Source organism: Marinomonas sp. KMM3893 (assembly GCF_004352855.1).
Taxonomy (GTDB): domain Bacteria; phylum Pseudomonadota; class Gammaproteobacteria; order Pseudomonadales; family Marinomonadaceae; genus Marinomonas; species Marinomonas arenicola.
In genome coordinates this window covers 85,278-106,201 of the sequence record NZ_SJSC01000007.1, presented here as the reverse complement: position 1 = coordinate 106,201, position 20,924 = coordinate 85,278, and the positions used below count along the sequence as shown (strand labels likewise).

The following is a 20,924-nucleotide window of genomic DNA, read 5'->3' as shown; positions in this document are numbered from 1 at the left end:
TATGCGCATACGCATCGAAACAGAAGTTCTTGGTGATCCAAATTGTCCGGCTATTTTTATGGTGCCAGGTTGGGGGATGCCAAAAGAAGTGATGAAGCCTTTGGCGCTGCGTCTAAGCCAACGTTTCTATGTGGTGATGGCCAATTTACCAGGAATTTCTCTGGATGAAGCCCGGATTGAACAAACGCGAATCGAACCGAATTACGACATAGACGCTTTGTCGGAGCAGCTTATTGCTGTTGCGCCGAAAGACTGCTGGTGGATCGGTTGGTCTTTGGGAGGCATGGTGTCTACTTATGTGGCAGCACGTCGTTCTAGTTGTGTAAAAGGTTTGATTACCTTGTCGGCTTCTCCTAGCTTTTTGCAACGAGAAAATTGGCCTGAAGGCATGGCACCTATGTTATTTGACGAATTTTCTCAGTTGGTTGATGAGTCCCCCGAACAAGGTATGAAGCGATTTTTGATGTTGCAAGTAAGAGGGGCAAAACAAGAGCGTCCTTTAATGAAGCAACTTCAAGCACTGCTGCCAAAGCAACTTAATAAAACCGCGTTAGTGGGTGGGTTGCGATTATTGAGAGCATTAGACATTCGTCGCGAGAGTGCGCTGTTGGATTTACCGAACTTACATATATTGGGGCAGAACGACACCTTAGTGGCCTCAACGACTTTAACAACGCAAACCGATGCGAATCCGCTCCAAGAGGTGATTGTTGTGCCAGATTGTGCCCATCAATCCTTCTTGGAGGCAGAAGATGTTTGCGTACAGCATATCGAAACCTTTATAGATGCCAATAGCTAATGATGGTGAAGATTCTTTTCACTATAAACGACAAGTTGCCCAGCGATTTGATCGTGCCGCTTTAACCTACGATGCTTATGCCGATTTTCAACGAGTGGTGTTGGATCGGCTCTTTAGGCATTTGCCTTGTTCTCACGCTAATGCTGTTTTAGACGTAGGGACTGGAACTGGGCAAGCACTTGCTACCCTGTCTCAAACGCTTTCACCTTCTCTATTTATGGCATTAGATTTATCTTTTCAAATGCTAGAAACCGCCAGAACGAGCAATCACTTGTTGACTGATTTGCCCAGCCAGCAAGGCGCGCTTTCGTTTGTTTGTGGGGACGCTGAGTCACTTCCGTTTTCTGATAATGCCTTTGATTTGTTGTTTTCAAGCTTGGCTATGCAATGGTGTTTGCAGCCGGAAACGCTTTTTTCTGAGCTCTATCGGGCCACCGCGCCTGGTGGATATCTGGTGTTTTCTACCTTGTGTGAAGGCTCAATGCCAGAAATTGAGCAGGCATGGCAAGGCATTGATAATGCGCCTCATGTGAATCAATACCCAAGGTTAGAAGCATTGCTTGCACAGGTGACAGAGTGTCATTGGCAAATACAGCATTCAGAGTTGGCTACTGTGCCCATGTGGTTTTCAGCACCAGAAGACGCCATTCATTCGTTAAAAAAAGTCGGTGCTAGCTTGGTGGTTAACAAGCAAAATAACAGCATGTCTCCTTCTAAGTGGAAAACCTTTATCAAGCAATATGAGCAGCTTAGAGAGAAGAGAGGAATTCCTTTGCGTTACCAAGTGGCTTTTGTTGTTTTGCAAAAGCCCTGTTCTTAATAAAGTGTCTTAATGGGGTGTTACTAGTGAAAAAAACGTTTTTTGTGACGGCAACAGATACCGATGCAGGAAAAACTTATGTCACGGTTGGTTTATTAAAAGCCGCGCATCGTGCTGGACTCCGCTCTCTTGGACTAAAACCCATTGCTGCAGGGGCGGAACGGGTCGATGGAGCACTACGCAATGATGATGCTTTATTGATCCAAGCGGCAAGCAGTGTGCGATTGCCTTATGAACAGGTAAATCCGGTTGTGCTTGAGCCTGCTATAGCACCGCATATTGCCGCCGCACAAGAAAATCGTCTGATTACTGTGTCTCGTCTTGAAGGTTTTTTAAAAGGGGCATTATTGACGCCTTATGATTTTGCTATCGTCGAAGGTGCCGGTGGTTGGCGAGTGCCACTTAATGATCGTGAGTTGTTATCTGGGTTGGCAAAGAGCCTTAATTTTCCAGTGGTGCTGGTGGTGAACATGAAGCTGGGTTGTCTAAATCATGCGATGTTAAGCGCCGAAGCCATTTTACGTGATGGCCTTAATATTGCGGGTTGGGTGGCGAATGGTGGGCAGGACTCCATGCCTTGTTATGAAGAAAACCTGCAAAGCTTAGCGAATATGCTGCCTGCTCCCTTGCTTGGAACATTAACCTGGCATGCATCGCCAGCGGATGGCGATGATGAGTTTGATCAAATCTTGTCGAAACTCTAGTCTTTCAGGCAATAGTTGCTGAATGAAGGGTTGAAACCTAGAATTCAATTCGCATTATTAGATCAGGGAAGAGCGACTTACTTCCTGCTTAGCGCTATCCTTATGGATTGGCGGCGTTTGTATATTGCGAATGAGGGTGAATAGAGTGAGAGCTTGGTTATGTGGATTAGATGACGAAGAGATACTGAGTGTCTCAAGTGTGCTGACCTTTATTGGTGTCGAGCACAGTACGTCGTTCACAGCGTTCCATTTACCTGATTTTGTGGTTATTGGTCACTCTGTTGAGTGTGTTCAGCTGGATGAGATGATTCCCGTGATTTCTTTGCGTTCATCATTGAGTATTATCAATGGTGAGCGAACCGAAGAAAATGTGTGGTATTGTCCTCTGCCTTGGCGCTCCCAAGACTTTTGGAGTGTGCTGAAAGAAATACAGCAAAGACGTTTGCTGCCTCAGCCTTCTGGTGTGAATCTAAATTTGCATGTGCGCCATTTGGAAGCCTTGCTCATCAGGCAGGCATTGGTGTCAGCACAGGGAGTGGTTTCTCGAGCGGCGCAAAATTTGCAGATCCAAAGAACCACATTGATTGAAAAAATGCGTCGGTACAATATTGATAAGTCGGAGTTTTAGTGACAAAGGACGAAGAGATTGCCGAGTTAAAGGCGGCCTTTCAAGTATTTTCAGAATCTTCAGATGTGCTTGCTAAGTCTTATTTAGACTTACAGGAGCAGGTCGCCCAACTTTCCGCTCAATTAGAAAAATCTGAACAAAATCGCCGAGAAGAGCAAGATAAAAATCGTATTCTAGTACAGCAATTCCAACAGCTTTTCGAGTCCATGCCAGTTGGCGTTTTATTGTTAAACGCGGAAGGTTTGGTAGTAATGGCAAACCCTGTTGCCGATCGTCTGTTTGAGTTGCCTTTAATTGGGCGTTCGTGGGGCGACATTGTGCCCTTGAGCTTTCGCCCACAAAAAGACGATGGTCACGAGATTAGCATGACATCTGGTCGGCGTGTGCGTGTAGAAACGGCTTCTCTTGGTGACGTGCCAGGACAATTATTGATTTTTGTCGATTTAACCGAAGCCTATTTGCTACAGAAAAAACTATCACACCATGAGCGCTTGTCGAATATGGGAAAAATGGTTGCCGCGTTAGCACATCAAATTCGAACCCCGTTGTCGTCAGCGACCTTATACGCAGGGCATTTACAAAAAAGCGACTTATCTCCAGTGATGCGTCAGCGTTTTGCGGATAAACTCTCTAATCGTTTAGAAAATATAGAACGGCAAATTCGTGACATGCTGATCTTTTCGCGCAGTGATATTAAACTGGATGAAAAGTTAGACGCGAGCGTGTTCATGGATAATCTGATCGCGGAGTGTCGTGATATATGCGATCAAAAAAATACCCTATTAGAGATTGATGGTGAGCAAGACATTGCCTCACTGTTGATCCAATGTAATAAAGAAGCATTAATTGGTGCTTTGCTAAACCTGCTGAATAATGCCATCGACGCTCAATCCGAAGGGGGGCTGGTTATTCTGCAATGGCGCTGCGAAGACGGTGTGTTGCGAATTGCTTTTAAAGACCAAGGAGAAGGCATGTCGCAGGCTCAATTAGAGCATGTTCAAGAAGGCTTTGTGACAACGAAACAGCACGGAACAGGATTAGGTTTGATGGTTGTGAAAGCGATTGCAAGAGCGCATCATGGCTTGTTTGAAATAGACAGTATCGAGGGAGTGGGCACGACGGCAAGTCTGCAGCTTCCTCTTGTAAGGGCGTAGTATGTCTGATGTTAAGTTACTCATCGTTGAAGATGATAAAGGATTGGCTGAAGCGTTAGAAGACACACTAATGCTGGCTAATTATCAGTGTAAAGTGGTGTTCAATGCGGAAGATGCAGTATTAGCGCTTAAGGTAAGTACGTTTGATATGGTGGTTTCCGATGTCAACTTACCGGGTATGGATGGCTATGGTTTGCTGCATCATGTCATTGAGAATTATCCCGAATTGCCCATCATGTTAATGACGGCGTATGGTGATATCGCGCATGCCGTTGAAGCCATGCGTGACGGCGCGGTGGATTATTTATTAAAGCCGTTCCAAGAAAAAGAACTGCTAGAAGCCATCGAAAAATACACGGTGAAAAAAACCGCCTCACAGAGTCATCAGCCTATTGCTAAAGACCCTTCAAGTATTGCTATGTTGGAGTTGGCGAAGCGCGTTGCGGTGACCGATTCAACGGTCTTGATTTGTGGTGAGAGTGGCACGGGTAAAGAAGTATTAGCGAACTATATTCACCAAGAATCGGCTCGAAATAACGCCCCTTTTGTCGCTATTAACTGTGCTGCCATTCCAGAAAATATGCTGGAAGCGATTTTATTTGGTTATGAAAAAGGCGCTTATACTGGCGCGGTTTCTGCTCAAGCGGGTAAGTTTGAGCAGGCTAATGGCGGTACTTTGCTGCTGGATGAAATCACCGAAATAGACATTGGTTTGCAAGCTAAGTTGCTTCGAGTGCTTCAAGAACAGGAAGTTGAGCGCCTTGGCGGTAAGAAAACCATTCAGCTTGATGTGCGAGTGATCGCAACCACTAACCGCGATTTGGCTGAATATGTACGCGATGGTGGTTTCCGAGAAGATTTGTATTACCGGTTAAATGTTTTTCCATTGCGCTGGTTGCCGATTCGCGAAAGGAAAGGGGATATTATTCCTATTGCTCAGCGTTTCTTAGAGAAACATGCGGTCAAAATGCGCGTCGCAAATGCGGTCTTAAAACCCTCAGCTTTGAGTAAACTTGAGGCGCACCCTTGGCCTGGTAATGTGCGAGAGTTGGATAATGTGATTCAGCGCGCTCTCATTTTAAGCCCTAACGGCCAAATCCATGAAGAACACGTGGCATTCGATATGATGAGTGCGCCAGCGGTAAGCGAGGTTCAAGAAGAGGAAGAAGACAGCGCGGCTTCTATTTTGGGTAAAGGGGTTCAGCAGCATGAATTCCGCATTATTGCCCAAGCGTTGATCGAGGCAAACGGTAAACGCAAGATTGTGGCTGACAAGTTGGGTATTAGCCCGCGAACATTGCGTTACAAAATTGCCAAAATGCGCGAAAGTGGTTTAGATGTGGATTGATTTTTGTATCTTGTTTTAATTACCTTTATGCTAAGCTGTATCAATGTGTTTTTTGTAGGTGAGTAGCATGGTCACAGATAGACCAGATATTAATCAAGTGCTTTCCCAAATGCGGGAAATGAAGGCGCAAGTTCATGCGCCTGGCTCGCCTATGCCTGGTATTTCAAAAATAGGTGGAGAACAAGGGGATGCGGTTGGTCGTGCCGATTTTGCAGACATGCTAAAAGACGCGGTCAACAATGTGAATTCATTGCAGCAGGATGCAAAGAGTTTGGCGCAGTCATACGAACGCGGCGACGCCGGTGTAGATTTGCCTCAAGTCATGATAGGTCTGCAAAAATCGAGTATTTCATTTGAAGCTATGACGCAGGTGCGTAATAAGCTTGTGGATGCGTATGAAAAAATCATGAATATGCCAATTTAGGCATGATATATCGCTTGGCGCTTTTTAATGGATAATGTCCCAGCTGAACAATCAGAGCAAAAGCTCTATCTAGACCTTGTGACTGGCTTTAATAAGCTAACTGTCATTCGACAGCTTGCTTTAATGGTCGGCCTTGCTGCCTCTATTGCTATTGCTTTGGCGGCGGTCTTATGGACCAGTGGGCCAGATTACAAACCCGTATTGAGTAGTATTACTAATTACAGTGCGGATCAAATCGTAGAAGTTCTTAACACCAATAATATTCCCTTTAAAATTGACCAAAATACAGGCGCTTTGCTTGTTGAGTCCGATTATTATCAACAAGCACGTCTAAAACTTGCCGGTTCTGGCATTGTTTCTGATCAGACCGTGGGGATGGAAATTCTTGATAAAGACCAAGGCTTAGGCACCTCTCAGTTTGTGGAGAGCGCGCGCTATCGACGTGGTTTGGAAGGGGAGTTAAGCAAAACCATTTCCAGTTTGCAGAGTGTTAAATCTGCACGTGTGCACTTGGCCATTCCTAAAGAATCTGTGTTTGTGCGCGATACACGTAAGCCTTCAGCCTCTGTTTTTCTGGAATTGTACCCAGGACGACGTTTAGATCGCAGCCAAGTGGATGCGATTGTGAACCTGGTGGCGTCTAGTATTTCTCAATTGACCGAGAAAAATGTCACCGTGGTGGATCAGCGCGGCACCTTATTAACAGAGAAAGACCCTTCTTCGCAGCTGTCTGTTGCGGGTAAACAGTTTGATTACACCCGTCGTGTTGAAGATGTTCTGTTACAGCGAGTCAACAGCATATTAGGTCCTGTTGTCGGCGATGGCCGCTTTAAAGCAGAAGTGTCTGCCGATGTGGACTTTACGGCGGTGGAAAAAACGGCAGAGCAATACAACCCTGACTTATTGGCGCTGCGGAGCGAACAGACGCTGAAAGAGAAAAAAGGTGCTGGAGCGACCAATGGTGGTATTCCAGGCGCATTAAGCAATCAGCCGCCAGGCGCGGTAACGGCCCCCGAAGCGGTGGATGAAAATGGCGCACCGATTGGCGCATCAAGCTCAAACAACGCGTCGAATGGGCAGTCTCGGGAAGAGACCACGCGTAATTTTGAATTAGACAGAAGCATTAGTTACACCAAAAACCAGCAAGGTACGATTCATCGATTGTCGGTGGCGGTTGTGGTGGATGATTTGGTGAGCATCAATCCGAATACTAACGCGGTAGAGAGAACGCCTTGGAGCGATGAAGAATTAGGTCGGCTGACATTATTGGTTCGGGACGCAGTGGGTTATAACCCTTCTCGTGGCGACAGTGTCAGTGTGATTAACTCGCCGTTTGCTTTGCCTGAACCAGAAGCGCCTGCTGAAGTGGTTCCATTTTACAAAGAAGCCTGGTTTCTTAATCTGTTGAAACCAAGTTTAGTGGGTCTGTTTGTGCTGATCTTGCTGCTGATTGTAGTACGACCGATTCTGAAAACGCTGAGTGAGCAGAATAAAATTGCGGTGGCAGAAGATACCGAAGCGGCTATTTTCTCCGATGAAACCGATGAGATTTCAGACGATCAAGTCTCCTTAGTGAGTGCTGAAGATGTGATGGTTCCTGGTTCGCCAGAGAAAATCGAACGTCAAATTAATGCCATTCGAGGCTTGATTGCCGAAGAGCCGGAGCGTGTTGCTCAAGTTGTGAAACAATGGGTGATGGAAGGTTAAATGAGTGATATTGGTCAAAATGATTTAAGCTCACTTGAGAAAGCCGCCGTATTATTGATGTCGCTTGGCGAATCAGATGCTGCGCAAATTCTTAAGCACATGGGGCCAAAAGAAGTACAGCGCATTGGTCAAACCATGGCTCAGCTTTCCAACGTGCAGCGTCATCAGGTTGAAAAAGTACTGGATGACTTTTTGGTTCTGGTTGGCGATCAAACCGGTTTGGGGTTAGGGGCTGACGGCTATATTCGCAACATGTTGAAAGAAGCGTTGGGCGATGAAAAAGCCAGTAGCTTGATCGATCGCATCTTGTTAGGCGGCAACACCACAGGTTTGGATACCTTGAAGTGGATGGAGCCAAGGGCGGTAGCCGATGTTATCCGTTATGAGCACCCGCAGATTCAAGCGATTGTTATTTCCTACCTTGATCCGGATCAGGCAGCCGATATTTTGGCTAACTTCGATGAACGAGTGCGGTTAGACATTGTGTTGCGTGTGGCGTCGCTGGATACCGTTCAGCCTGCTGCTTTGCAAGAGCTGAATGATATTCTAGAAAGACAATTTTCTGGCAATCAGTCAACGCAATCTACATCCATTGGTGGTATTCGTACCGCGGCCAACATTATGAACTTTATCGACAGTTCGGTGGAGTCCGAGTTGATGGATTCTATTCGGGACGTTGATGAAGATTTGGCGAACACCATTCAAGACTTGATGTTTGTCTTTGATAACCTGATGGATGTTGATGATCGCGGTATTCAGGTGATATTACGTGAAGTAGAGTCCGAAACCTTGATTTTGGCCTTGAAAGGCGCGGACCCTGATATGCAAGAAAAAGTGTTTAAAAATATGTCTTCTCGTGCCGCGGACATGCTCAAAGACGACCTTGAAGCAAAAGGTCCTGTTCGTGTCAGTGAAGTGGAAGTTGCTCAAAAAGAAATTCTGGCGGTTGCCAGACGCCTTGCCGATAACGGAGAAATCGTTCTTGGTGGTGGCGGTGAGCAGATGGTTTAAATAAAGAATGTCAGAAGAAGACGAGAAAAAAATCGAACGCAAATTAACGGCCTATGAGCGCTGGGAGTTGCCTAATCTTGAGAATAATAAGGTAACTGAAGACACAGGTCCTGCCATTCTCATTCAAAAAGATACCTCGATTACCACAGAAGAAGTGGATCAAGACAGCTTGGTTTATGAGCCATTAACCGCGTCTCAACTTGAAGAAATTCGATCTGCTGCCTATGACGAAGGCTTTATTCAGGGGGAGGGTGACGGCCACGCCAAAGGTTATGAAGATGGTTTGGCAAAAGGTGAGCCAGAAGGATTTGAAAAGGGCCATGCAGAAGGTCTTATTCAAGGTCGCGAAGAAGGTGAAGCCGCCGCTAAAGAAATTGCTCAAAGCCAGCTGGAAAGTGTTGAAAAGTTATTGGCCGATGTGGTTCGTGAAATCACAATGCCACTGGAAGAAAGTCGTGCTGCAGCAGAAGCCATACTGTACCAAACCATGACTCGACTGATTGAAAATGTCTGTCTTTCGCAAATGAAAGAAGAAGCCCATACGGTTTTAAAAGCTCAGCTATCTCGCATATTTGAAGAGATTGGTGAGTATGAAGGGCGCATTAGATTACGCCTGCACCCCAATGATATCTCGGTACTAGAAGCGTTGGCAGTACGTGACCGTTTGACCTTACAAGTGGATGAAGATGAAAGTTTGATTGAAGGCGGCTTTTTGTTGGATTCAAAATCATTTCATGTGGATGGTCGAGTTGAACAACGCTTAGAGACGGTGTGTAACGAGCTGCGTCATCTATCTACTCCTGAAGAATAAAGGTGGCGCCAGTGTCGACATTAGCAGAGCGCTTACAGAAGTTAAAAAATGTGTCAGCGGCACCATTTCCTCCCCAATTAGAAGGTAAAGTCACTCGTATGGTGGGCTTAACCATGGAAGCGGTTGGCTGTGTGGTTGCCTTAGGCGATCGCTGCTTGGTGCAAGTGCGAAATAATCGTTGGGTGGAATCTGAAGTGGTTGGCTTCACAGGAAACCTAACCTATTTAATGCCTACTGAAGCGATTGATGGTATTTCTCCTGGTGCGCGAGTGCGGCCGCTTGTCGAAGAAAGCAAAATGCCGGTAGGCGATGAGCTGCTTGGTCGAGTCGTGAACGGCGTGGGCAAGCCATTGGATGGCAAAGGTCCGATCCGAACCAAAGATTCTGTTAGCTTGCAGTGTGACACGATTAACCCGCTCCAGCGTCAACCTATTCATGAGCCACTTGATGTGGGTATTAAATCCATTAATAGTCTTCTAACGGTGGGCAAAGGCCAGCGAATTGGTTTGTTTGCTGGTAGTGGTGTCGGTAAGAGTATGCTGCTCGGCATGATGACGCGCTTTACCGAAGCTGAGGTCACCATTGTTGGTTTAATCGGTGAGCGTGGCCGTGAGGTGAAAGAGTTCATCGAGCAAACGCTAGGGGAAGAAGGGCTTGCTCGTTCTGTGGTGGTTGCGTCTCCTGCGGATGATTCGGCCTTAATGCGGTTGCGGGCAGCCATGTTGGCGACACGGATTGCAGAATATTATCGAGACCAAGGGAAAAGTGTTCTGCTGCTAATGGATTCTCTGACGCGTTATGCCCAAGCGCAACGTGAAATCGCCTTATCGGTTGGTGAACCGCCAGCGACTAAGGGTTACCCACCTTCGGTTTTCTCCAAACTCCCTCAATTGGTCGAGCGTGCCGGAAATGGCCGTAGTGGCAGTGGCTCTATTACTGCTTTCTATACTGTTTTGACGGAAGGCGATGACCAACAAGACCCTATTGCTGACGCGTCACGCGCCATCTTGGATGGTCATATTGTGTTGTCGCGCCGTTTGGCTGAAGAAGGTCATTATCCAGCGATTGATATCGAGGCGTCTATTTCCCGAGCTATGCCTAATATTGTCAGCGAGGCGCATCTACAAGGTGCCATGCGAGTGAAGCAGCTGTATTCGAAATACCAGCAAAATCAAGACCTTATTGCTATTGGTGCCTATTCTCGAGGCAGCGACCCAGACCTAGATCAAGCGATCATGCGTATGCCAGATATCCGTGAGTTTCTTCAGCAAGGGCTTGGAGAAAGTTTTACCATCGATGGCAGTTTAGAGGCGCTGGTGCAGGCGATGACAAAAGGAGAGTAGACCTTTGTGTGGAAAAGCGTCTAGTATTCAATTAGTTCGCATTAGAGAATGGTTATGAAAAAATCCCAACGAGCTCAATTATTAGTCGATATCGCTAAACGCAAAGAAGACGCTATTGCTCGGCAGTTGGCGGCCGATAAAGCCAAGGTGCAGCATGATCAGGATAAACTGGAAGAGTTGAAAGAATACGCGGGGCAATATGAATCCGAGCGTAATTTATTGGGCCTCAGTGCTTATCTCACCACGAACTATCAACACTTTGTGGATCGTGTTCAACAAGCCATCAAACAACAGGAAGCTGCGGTAGGGCGTTCTCAACAGCAAGCGAATATGACCATGCGTGGCTGGATGGAAGCGAAAACCAAAACAAAAAGCATGGATTGGCTAAAAGAAAAACATCATAAACAAGAGCTGCAGTTAGAAGATAAGAAAGAACAGCGCCAGAACGATGAATTTGCCATGCGTCGTTTTATGGATAATATACGTTAGTCATCCTTTTTTAAGTGATCAACTTTGGATGGCGTCGCTCATCGAATTGAGGTGATATTAGGTGCCAAAGGATATTGTTGTTAGCACTTACTCTTCTGTTATCTCCGCGTTGGCTGAGGCAATTGATGCCTACCCACCTTCCCCTAAGTCTGGCTTGATCAATATCAAGTGTGCGTTATCGGATTTATCTCACTGTTTAGTCGCCAATCATGCCCCTGATATTGTCTGTGAACGGACACGACTTGGCCTGCTCAGTGTCGACAATGTTATTAGCAAGCAACCTATATACGATAGTAAGTTAGCCATGGCGTTATCTGAAATGGCGGACAGCCTTGAGCAATACACTTTGGCTTGGGCTCTTGGAGAGGCTTATGTAGGATTAACGCTTTCTTTGTTTACTGAAGAGCGTTTTTGTTGGCGCTTATTGGAACAAAAAAAATCCTTGGCTCGTGCGCTTCCTTGCTATTTGTATGAGGGGCGTCCAATTGTTTCAAGTCCACTGGATATCACAGGCGCAATGGCTTGTTTGTCCGCTATTGGCAAGGTGTCTTTTCATCTTGATGAAGACTTGAATAGTGTGGGAACGGGGTATTTTCATCTGTGTACTGTACAGCCTTTGGATTGGCTAAGCGCGCGCTTTGCTAACTTTACTTGGCGTTACTCGGCAACGGACGAGAACGAGCCAAAGGCTGCGTTTTTGCTATCCAGCTATGGTGCGACTTTTTTATCTGAGGCGCTTCCTCAGCGCCAGCGTCGTGCTTTGCTAGCGTCGATTTCTGAATCGATAAGAACACATTATTATGTTGAATTTTCTGACTATTTCTCATCGATAGAGCGTGGCGGCAAGCTGGTGAATGGCGAGCGTTTAGTGCCTCGCTCTTTGTCTATGCTACCGATTGCTGTGACTGCTGGGCAGTTGGCTCGTCCTGTTCGAATTGCAGGCTATCATTATTTACAAATCGACGCCGATAGTGACGCTACCAGTGTGGCTGAATCGAAAGTTGATCTTGCTAGTAACAAGGTCTGTTTAGGGCGTGATCTGCTCTCTTCTTGGCTCTATGTGGTTGATGTTGGTGAACAGTGCTGGGCATTTGATCAGGCCGACTTTGTCGGCTGTTTTGCACTTCAAAATACGCGTTTCCAGCGAACCGATTCTGGTTGGACGTGCTACTTTGAGACTGGGATTGGGGCGAGCTTGCACGTTAATGCGGACCTTTTTTTGATTGAAGATGGTGTTTTTCAGTGTTTGAATGACACAAGTCTTGAGCTCTTTGTGATCAATCAAGATGGTCGTTATGTGGCTGTTGCTATCAAGAGTTTGCATCAAGAAGAAGGTGTTTGTGCTGTTTCTTATCAAGCTGGAAAGCGGATAAAAAACATTTGGCTAACGGCAAAATCCAGACGCTTCATTGAGCCCTGGTTGGCTGAATGCCTTTTACCTGAGGTTAAAGAGGTGCCCAGTGGCGAGCGCTCAGCACAGAAAACTGGCTATTACCAAGTTGCGCTAAAAGGCGGCCTCTTGTGGATTGAGGCCAACCTAGTGCTGGATATTGTCTCGGCTGCTTCTCATTCGCTTCTTGGCTCATTCTCGACAGGAGAGGGTAAGCGTGAAAGTGCGCTACTTTACGGTATGGAATATTTTAACCGTATCGTATTATGTCAGAACGAAGTCGTTAATCGTATGGTGCTTTTGCTCGACGGCTGTTCTTTGGCTTTTCAGGCGCCATTCTTTACTTGGTGTGCTCGGCTACCAGATGAGGTGGCAATGGCGGATGTGAGTCATTTGAGCGTGCTATCAGACAGCGATGGTTTGTGCGTACTTGGATGTAATGCTGCATACGAGAATAATTTTGTGATAAATACCAATACGATATCGGATTTTATTCATTACCTTTGGCCGCAACACTCTTTAGAAAGTGTGAGTAACTATGACTAAGCAAGATGCTTCTTTGAATTTGCCTCGAAAAGAGTTGATTGGTTCTGTGCAGAAAGGGGTTTTTGCCCTCTTGCTGGCGCTCGTCGTGGGCGCTGTCGGGCTGTATAAGTTTGTTGATTTGGAGTTTGGTGAGCGAGCGGAGAAGCAGGCTGGTTTGGCCACATTAATGATCCACACAAACACCGCGGAGCGTTATTGGTTTGAGTGGCTTTTGAGTGACCAAAGAGCAGGGGTTAACGTTTCTTTTTCAGAGGTTAAAGAGAGCGAACTGCTGCCAATGAAATTGCTCGAAGTTTATACCCATATCGACCTTCTGTTATCCCGCTATCAGCAGGTTAATGCCAATGCTCGTTTTCTGGATGTGAAGCCAGAGTTGTCTTTTCTTAAAAAAATTACGGAGCAGCATCAGGCGTCGCGAGTGGCGAAGAGTCGACGTTTATTTGTTCAAGAAAAAGAGAAAATTCGGCGTTTTATCGCTCGAGCAGGGGAACAAGGAAGGGAGTTCGCTGAGCAGCAATTAGCACTGAACGCGCGTAATAAGACCTTGTTTGATTACGGTGAGTGGGGATTGTTGGTTGTTTTTGGTGGTATTGCTTTACTGCTTGTTATTTTGTCGACCACTTTGGTGAAACGATTAGGAAAAGGCTTTCAGCATTTGCACGTGGTGCTTGAAAAGCATAAACAAGGAAGCTTTGCATCGGATCAGAATTATAACGTCATTGATGAATTCACGGATTTGGGCCGACTGTTTGAGAATGAATTGTCCGCGCGCGAGCTCGAATTATCAGAGTCTATTTTGGATCAAAAATTAATGACATTAGGTATGTCTCATTTAACCAGCGCTTTTCTGATTGCAGATGAGAAGGGAGATGTTAAGTGGCTGAGCAAAGGGTTTAGTGATTTATGGGAGCAGAACGCAAGTGTATTCGAGCCTCTGTTTGACATTGACCCAGGCATAGATGGGCCGCTTGGCGAGCGTTTACCGGATAACATTTTAAGTGGCGACCATGATATTAAATTGAGCTTGTTAGAAGGGCGCTACTCCGTTGTTGTAGAGCGATTAATAGATCAGGAAAGTGATGATGTATCCTTCTTAGTATCGCTGACACCTCTTTCACAGTTAGCGGAAATTGAAGTGTTAAGAAAAAGCTTAGAACTCATGGTTCAAGGTACTTGGCATTACCCAATACGCGTGCTTAGAAGCGACTCCCCATTTCAAGATTTCTCACTGCTATTGGAAGAAATACGACGCTCTGTTATTGATCTTATAAACGCCGCAGAACACTCAGAATTGCAGCCTTCACTCGATTTTAAAATTACTAAACTACAACAAATAAAAACGCTATTAACGGCAAAAATAAACGACAATTGTGAGCATATTAAGTCGATTGTGCCGGTTAATAACGCCTTATCAGAGTCGCTTGTTAGCGAGTTAGGAAATGTCTCTTCTTTGTCTCATCAGATTGATGACACCATATTAGTTGGCTATGAACTGCTGCTACAGCGTTTGGTTTTGGTAGAAAAAGACGTCGCAGGGCAGGTCTTACTCTTGAATGATGTTGACCGCTGTTTGAATGAAGTTCGTGCTGGAGTGCTCGCTAGTTTATCGGCGACAGAAGACAGCTCTGAGCAAATTCGCCAGCGTTTTTCCATTGATTTAGAACACGATATTAGTAGTGTGCAGCAGCAGATTTTTGCCATGCAGGAAGGGGTTTCCCTAACCTTGTCTCTTTTAGAGTCGGATCACAGTATCGGCGCTGCTCGATTGGAGCGTGCCAAACAATCGGTCAATGAAATACAAGACCGAATTGACAATTTATTACTCGAGGTAACTCGATTGGATGATAGCGGTAACAAAGAAATAATCGCTTTAATAGAAAATACAGATGGGTTGGACGAGTCTTAACTAAGCTCTCCTTCTTGTGTTTGGAGGGGATTGTGATAGAAAACCGTTATGATGAAAGTTCAGCGCACCTGATGATTAAAGTGAATGGGCGTTTTGATGTTTATTGCCATCGTGTGTTTCGCAATGCTTTTGTGTCAACGCCTCAAGCTAAAACGTACACCGTTGATTTATCGAATGTTAGCTACTTAGATAGTTCGGCATTGGGTATGTTACTGCTGCTTAAAAAACACGCCGATGTGCGAGGGGCCAAAGTGCTTCTCAGTCATTGCTCCGCCGTTGTTAGCCAAGTGTTAGAAATGGCTAATTTCAACCGCCTTTTTACGATGTCCGAGTAATTTATGGAAGCAAACATTACCATTCTTATTGCGGATGAAACGACCCCAGATCGTGTGCTTTTAAAAACGATATTCGAGCAACTTGGTCATGCAGTGGTGGTTGTGAATGATGGTCGCGAAGCCATTGATTTATTTGATCCTGAGCTTATTCAACTGGTTTGTTTAGGCGTCACGCCCTCTTTTTGCAATAGTCGATCGGTTGCCCTAGAAATACAGCGCATTGCGAATGGTGTGTTTGTCCCGATTGTGTTTTTATCTGGCGATCGTGACTCGGTGTCGCTATTAGATTGCTTGAAAATAAGCGGCACAGACTACATTTCTAAGCCTTATTGCTCAACGATAATTGCGGCTAAACTGGACGCAATTACACGAATTTTAGTCATGCAAAAAACACTGGCGAAGCAAAACCAAGCTTTATCCCAATATAATGAAATGTTGGTGTATGAGCAGGAAGTGGCGAAAGTGGTTTACGAAAATATTACCCACTCGAACTGTTTAAGCGACCCTGCTTTACATACTTTTCATTATGGTAGTCATACCTTCAACGGCGATGTCATATTGGCGGCTTATAAGCCTAATGGAGGGATGCACTTATTACTGGGTGACTTTACAGGTCAGGGGTTGTCTGCTGCTATTGGTGCTTTGCCATTGGCGGATATATTCTTTGATTGGACGAAAAAAGGCTTTTTGATGAGGCAAATATTGCCTGAAATAAACGCACGTCTTAAGCGAATTTTGCCACCAGATATGTTTTGCAGTGCGGCTTTTATTGATATTAAAGCCAACGACAAAAGCATGGAAATCTGGAATGGTGGGCTGCCTGATTTATTGTTTTTCTCTCAGTTTGAGCAACAACCTAAAAGACTTATATCAAAGAATTTACCGTTAGGCGTGCTGTCTCCTGCTGACTTTGAGTTTGCTATTGATCCGGTATCGTTTCAAGCGGGCGATGCGTTGCTGGTTTATTCGGATGGCCTTTTTGAAGCCAAGACAGCGCAAGGAACCTCCTTCTACGAAGCCATGGTTGCTTCGCTTTGCAACCGTGAAGTTTTGTCACATAACGGCTTGAGTTGGCTCATTGATCGGATGGCGCAAGCGGGTGTTTTAGAGAGTCCACATGATGATATTTCTTGTTTAGAAGTTTCACTCACCCCCCAAATTGGCGTGCATTCAGCGGACGCTAGTGAACCGTCTTATAAGCAAGAAGCTCCGGCAGATTTCTCTTTTGAATACAGGTTAAACGCTGACTCTTTGCGTTCGACGGATCCACTTCCTTATATACTTCAAATTATCACCACGGCGCCAGGGTTAAAACAATACGCGAGTCATGTGTTTATGATTTTGTCTGAGCTGTATTCTAATGCTCTTGAACATGGTGTGTTAAGGCTGTCTTCTGATAAGAAGAATACCCTAGAGGGGTTTGCTTCATATTATGAAGAGAGGGAGCAGGCTTTATGTGCATTAGAAGAAGGTTCAGTGACGATTCAAGTAAAGGCGACCTCTGACTCTGCGTCAGGTGAGCTCGAACTTAGAGTCACAGACAGTGGGCCTGGTTTTGACTATCAGAGCGTAGCGTTTGATTTAGACAATACAGACGTGCCTTATAATCGAGGCTTGGCGCTGCTAAATCAGTTATGTGAAAAACTGGAGTTTTCTCATGGCGGACGCTCTGTCAGTGCGTGTTTTCGTTGGCAGCTAAACTGAAATAGTTAGATTGGCCTTTGTCTTGCATGTTGCTTTCTATTGCCGGAGGAAATTATGCAAACAGTCACAAACTCGGTGTTGTCATCTTCACAACCCCCATCAAAATCCACTATCAACACCCATTCGTCAGGTGCTGATTCTCGTGGTCAAGTATTTGCAGAAAACCTTCAAAAAGCGAAGCGGGAGTTAGCTTCCGACGCAAAATCACAGCCTACACAAAGCAAGGGTGAAGCGGTTGTGAGTACTGATGAGGGTGCAGATAACGTGACTCGCTCAAATCCTAGCCAAGAAGGGGCCGCAAAAGAATCCACGTTGTCTTCTTCAAGCAGTGATCGCAGCACCAGTGAGTCTTCTTTACAAGATGGTCATTCGCGGGCAAGCAATGGGGACCTCACCAGCCAGGCTAAAAACGCCACCCAAGAAAAAGTGATAGATAACGGCAAGAGTTTGCACCATACAGGACAAAATTCGCCAGACAGCGAGCTTTTGGCAAAAAGCGGTAAGACGGAGTCTGGTGTTTTGCGAAGCGTAACTGAGGGGGCTGATGATGTGCAGAACGAGACGTCGACGGCTGTAACCAGTGACTCTGGGGTAAGCAAGACGGTTCCGAGTACCACGCCACCAGTAGACGCTGCCATGACCTCAAAAGGGGAGGCGCTTGGCGTTAATGACGCTTCAGATATGGCGGGTCAAGTTGAGGGCGCGCAGGCAACTTCTGATGCTGCCGCTCATAGTTTGCAAGCCAATAACCCTGATCAAGGGATGGTAGAGAAGGTCGGTGGAAATAAACTGACTACTTCTTCAGATGTGGATAACCAGAATCCAAACCAGGCAGGTGTGGCCTCGGAGTTAGAGCTTGCGCCTGAACAGTCTCTTTCTGATGCAAAACCTGCTTCTGAGCGATCTGCTTCCGATCTATCCGGCTCTGCCAAGTCCGCCCCTGAGCTTAGTGCTTCAGGGAATATAGCGACGAATTCATTATTATCTAGTCAACCGTTAGCGGCGTCGGGTGTTCAGCCAATCAAGTCACAAGGGACTGAAAAAATAAGCGATAAAGTCCCGGCAGAAGTGAGAGCATTACAGGCTAAAGAAGGCAAAGCGAAGGAAGTAGCTGCAGGTCTAGCGACCATTGGTCTGGCGGCGAAGGGGGTGAATGCTAACGGCGCAAAAGCTGCTTTAGATAAAGCGGATGCTCCGATGCTCTTAGCTAAAGACGGTAAAGTTGAACCTGCTGAATCTAGCGAAGCACCGGATGCGGCTGATGGTACAGAATTATCTTGGGTGCTTTCTCAAATGGGAGGGAGTGCTCCCGCGGCGACTGCGGCTGCGACGACGGCCTCTGATGCCGGTGTCGATAAAAGCGCTGTGTCTGGTATTCCCACACCAACCACTAAAGTGGCCGATCAGGTGGCTTTAGCCAACGAGGTCAAAAACGCTCAGCCATTGGCGGCAGGCGCTTTGGCAGTTGGTGGTGCCGCGAATGGACAAACGGATGGTTTAACGGCGGATGGCAATCTGGCTTCAACAATAGACAAAAACAGTTTGTTGGCGAATGAGCCGCTAGAGTTACGTAAGAAAGAGCAAGATGCGATGATTGGTAAAATGGCCAGTCAATGGGATGGTACCTCTAGAGACTCTGAGTCCGGAGGGCTGAATAGCTCAATCACAGCGACAAATAATACAACTAACCGACTTTCGCCAGCAGCAGCCAATATGCAGCCGATGAACTCTCCGCAAAATTTAGCCATGTCTGTGCCTCCGAATCATCCAGGCTGGGCTGGGGAAATGGGGCAAAAAGTGGCCTTTGTTGCGCAATCTGGCGGGCATACAGCACACATAAAGCTAGACCCGCCTGAGTTAGGCAGTTTAACGGTGAAGGTGTCTGTGGATAGTGACAATAACAATACCCAGGTGAGTTTTATGGCCGCCACGCCTCAAGCCAGAGATTTATTAGAAAGCCAAATGGGCAGATTGAGGGACATGCTTGCTCAGCAAGGGATGGATCTGGATAGCGTAGATGTGGGTGTGTCTCAACAAGAGACCAGCGGCGGTCAATACCAAGATGCTAGAGAGGGCGGGTCAACGGCTAATGCCAGTCGCTTTTTAACTGGCGACGATGGGGATGACGACCTGTCCGTTCGAAATATTTCTTATGTATCGCCATCGGGTGTTGATTACTATGCTTAAATTAAGGGAAAGGCATGGTGCTATTTTTTATTCTTTGTAGAATAGAGACTTATTGGCGCAAGAAGCTTAGTGATGCGCTTTCTTTTATCAAGTAATCAATAACAAAGGTTTTATCATGGCTGAAGCAGATGGTTTAGATGTTGGGGCAGAGGTTGAAAAAAAAGGCGGTAAGAAAAAGCTCATTATCATCTTAGCTATTGTCTTGGTTTTGTTAGGTGGTGGCGGTGCTGCTGCGTATTTCTTTTTGTTCAGCGGTTCTGATGACGCAACCTCTGGTGATGCTGTCAGCACAGAAGACGCCGCTATGGTCAATGCGCCTTCTATCTATCTTAAACTAGATGCCCCCTTTGTGGTGGATTTCATGGTGGATGGCAAGCAGCGTTATCTGCAACTCGATATGACCATTAAGTCCAGAGATCAGGTGCAAATTGATGCGGTAAAAGTGCACATGCCGTTAATTCGAAACAGCTTGGTTCTGCTGCTATCGAGCCAGTCATTTGATGCTTTACAAACAATGGATGGTAAAGCCGCCTTAAAGAAGGCAGCATTAGATTCCATTAATGGTATTCTTCAGCAAGAAACCGGAAAAGGTGGTATTGATAGCGTGTTGTTTACTAACTTTGTGATGCAGTAGCGATTATGTCAGCGCAAGACTTATTATCTCAGGATGAAATCGACGCTCTTTTACATGGCGCGGATGAAACACCTGAAGAGGAAGATATAAGAGACGCCAATGGGGTGGCCTCTTACGACATTACGAGCCAAGAGCGTATTGTTCGTGGGCGCATGCCTACCTTGGAGATGATCAACGAGCGTTTTGCTCGCTATACTCGAATTAGTCTGTTTAATCTGCTGAGACGAACCGCGGACGTATCGTCTGGCGGGCTTCAAATCATGAAGTTTGGAGAGTACGTTCATACCTTGTACGTACCAACAAGTCTGAACTTGGTGAAGTTTCGACCATTAAGGAGCACCGCGTTATTTATTTTGGATGCCAAGTTGGTGTTCAAGTTGGTAGATAACTTCTTTGGCGGTGATGGCCGTCACGCCAAAATTGAAGGCCGTGAGTTTACGCCTACCGAGATACGCATCGTGCAGCTTATGTTAGAGCAAGTCTTTGTTGATTTGACCGAAGCATGGGCACCGGTATTAAAATTAGAGTTGGAGTACATTAGCTCTGAAGTAAACCCGGCGATGGCAAACATTGTTAGCCCAAGTGAAGTTGTGGTGGTGTCTACCTTCCATATTGAGCTGGATGGTGGTGGTGGAGAGCTGCATATTACCTTGCCGTATTCTATGATTGAGCCCGTTCGAGAGCTACTGGATGCGGGGGTACAAAGTGATGTTGATGAAAAAGATGACCGTTGGGGAAGGTCCCTAGAGCAAGATGTGAAAGACATCGATGTGAACCTTAAAGTGAACGTGGCGAATCGTAAAATATCTTTGCGTGAGGTGATGAAGTTTAAGGCTGGTGATATCATTCCTATAGAAATGCCAGAATTTGTCACAGTGCGCGCCAACAGCGTTCCTACTTTTAAAGGAAAGCTTGGTGTGAGCAATGAACGCTATTCTGTGCAGATGGTTGAAGACTTTAAAATTAACAAGGTAACGAAATAAC

Annotated in this window: 19 protein-coding genes; all 19 read left to right on the top strand. The window is 46.0% G+C overall.

From position 1 onward, the window contains the following. Position 1 precedes the first annotated feature (1 nt). The 19 genes from E0D71_RS15315 to fliM all read left to right on the top strand — a co-directional run bounded on the left by E0D71_RS15315 (position 2) and on the right by fliM (position 20,923). Positions 2-799: an alpha/beta fold hydrolase gene (locus E0D71_RS15315; RefSeq protein WP_133004181.1), complete on the top strand. Its 798-nt coding sequence runs from the start codon at positions 2-4 to the stop codon at positions 797-799. Further along, on the top strand, positions 786-1,619 hold the full coding sequence (gene bioC / locus E0D71_RS15310; RefSeq protein WP_133004180.1) for a malonyl-ACP O-methyltransferase BioC: 834 nt from the start codon (positions 786-788) through the stop codon (positions 1,617-1,619). Before E0D71_RS15315 ends, bioC begins: the two co-directional genes overlap by 14 nt. A gap of 26 nt (positions 1,620-1,645) precedes the next feature. After that, positions 1,646-2,323: a dethiobiotin synthase gene (gene bioD, locus E0D71_RS15305; protein WP_133004179.1), complete on the top strand. Its 678-nt coding sequence runs from the start codon at positions 1,646-1,648 to the stop codon at positions 2,321-2,323. A 145-nt stretch (positions 2,324-2,468) separates the two neighbouring features. Further along, entirely contained in the window at positions 2,469-2,951 is a 483-nt protein-coding gene (locus E0D71_RS15300) for a helix-turn-helix domain-containing protein (protein WP_165943016.1), read from the top strand. Next, complete coding sequence (locus E0D71_RS15295; protein ID WP_133004177.1) at positions 2,951-4,105, top strand: ATP-binding protein; 1,155 nt, start codon at positions 2,951-2,953, stop codon at positions 4,103-4,105. Before E0D71_RS15300 ends, E0D71_RS15295 begins: the two co-directional genes overlap by 1 nt. Before the next feature lies 1 nt (position 4,106). Further along, positions 4,107-5,453, top strand: coding sequence for a sigma-54 dependent transcriptional regulator (locus E0D71_RS15290; protein WP_133004176.1), 1,347 nt, complete (start codon positions 4,107-4,109; stop codon positions 5,451-5,453). A gap of 67 nt (positions 5,454-5,520) precedes the next feature. Continuing rightward, positions 5,521-5,877, top strand: a complete 357-nt coding sequence (gene fliE, locus E0D71_RS15285; protein ID WP_133004175.1) for a flagellar hook-basal body complex protein FliE — start codon at positions 5,521-5,523, stop codon at positions 5,875-5,877. Between the two features lie 27 nt (positions 5,878-5,904). Continuing rightward, entirely contained in the window at positions 5,905-7,584 is a 1,680-nt protein-coding gene (fliF, locus tag E0D71_RS15280; RefSeq protein ID WP_133004174.1) for a flagellar basal-body MS-ring/collar protein FliF, read from the top strand. Continuing rightward, entirely contained in the window at positions 7,585-8,595 is a 1,011-nt protein-coding gene (gene fliG / locus E0D71_RS15275) for a flagellar motor switch protein FliG (protein WP_133004173.1), read from the top strand. 7 nt (positions 8,596-8,602) lie between these two features. Next, entirely contained in the window at positions 8,603-9,406 is an 804-nt protein-coding gene (locus E0D71_RS15270) for a FliH/SctL family protein (protein WP_133004172.1), read from the top strand. Positions 9,407-9,417: 11 nt separating this feature from the next. Continuing rightward, positions 9,418-10,749, top strand: a complete 1,332-nt coding sequence (gene fliI, locus E0D71_RS15265; RefSeq protein ID WP_133004171.1) for a flagellar protein export ATPase FliI — start codon at positions 9,418-9,420, stop codon at positions 10,747-10,749. Between the two features lie 54 nt (positions 10,750-10,803). Then, a complete protein-coding gene (fliJ, locus tag E0D71_RS15260) occupies positions 10,804-11,238 on the top strand; it encodes a flagellar export protein FliJ (protein WP_133004170.1) in 435 nt (144 codons plus the stop codon). Positions 11,239-11,299: 61 nt separating this feature from the next. After that, positions 11,300-13,174: a hypothetical protein gene (locus E0D71_RS15255; RefSeq protein ID WP_133004169.1), complete on the top strand. Its 1,875-nt coding sequence runs from the start codon at positions 11,300-11,302 to the stop codon at positions 13,172-13,174. Further along, positions 13,167-15,080 (top strand): hypothetical protein, encoded by a 1,914-nt coding sequence (locus E0D71_RS15250; RefSeq protein WP_133004168.1) that lies wholly within the window; start codon positions 13,167-13,169, stop codon positions 15,078-15,080. Before E0D71_RS15255 ends, E0D71_RS15250 begins: the two co-directional genes overlap by 8 nt. A 32-nt stretch (positions 15,081-15,112) precedes the next feature. After that, positions 15,113-15,415, top strand: a complete 303-nt coding sequence (locus tag E0D71_RS15245) for an STAS domain-containing protein (protein WP_243712049.1) — start codon at positions 15,113-15,115, stop codon at positions 15,413-15,415. Between the two features lie 3 nt (positions 15,416-15,418). Beyond that, complete coding sequence (locus E0D71_RS15240) at positions 15,419-17,119, top strand: fused response regulator/phosphatase (protein WP_133004167.1); 1,701 nt, start codon at positions 15,419-15,421, stop codon at positions 17,117-17,119. 54 nt (positions 17,120-17,173) lie between these two features. Next, a complete protein-coding gene (locus E0D71_RS15235; protein WP_133004166.1) occupies positions 17,174-19,306 on the top strand; it encodes a flagellar hook-length control protein FliK in 2,133 nt (710 codons plus the stop codon). Positions 19,307-19,421: 115 nt separating this feature from the next. Beyond that, complete coding sequence (locus E0D71_RS15230) at positions 19,422-19,940, top strand: flagellar basal body-associated FliL family protein (RefSeq protein ID WP_133004165.1); 519 nt, start codon at positions 19,422-19,424, stop codon at positions 19,938-19,940. A gap of 5 nt (positions 19,941-19,945) precedes the next feature. Continuing rightward, the gene (fliM, locus tag E0D71_RS15225) at positions 19,946-20,923 is read left to right on the top strand and encodes a flagellar motor switch protein FliM (RefSeq protein ID WP_133004164.1); all 978 of its coding nucleotides are present in this window, start codon (positions 19,946-19,948) and stop codon (positions 20,921-20,923) included. Position 20,924: the final 1 nt, after the last annotated feature.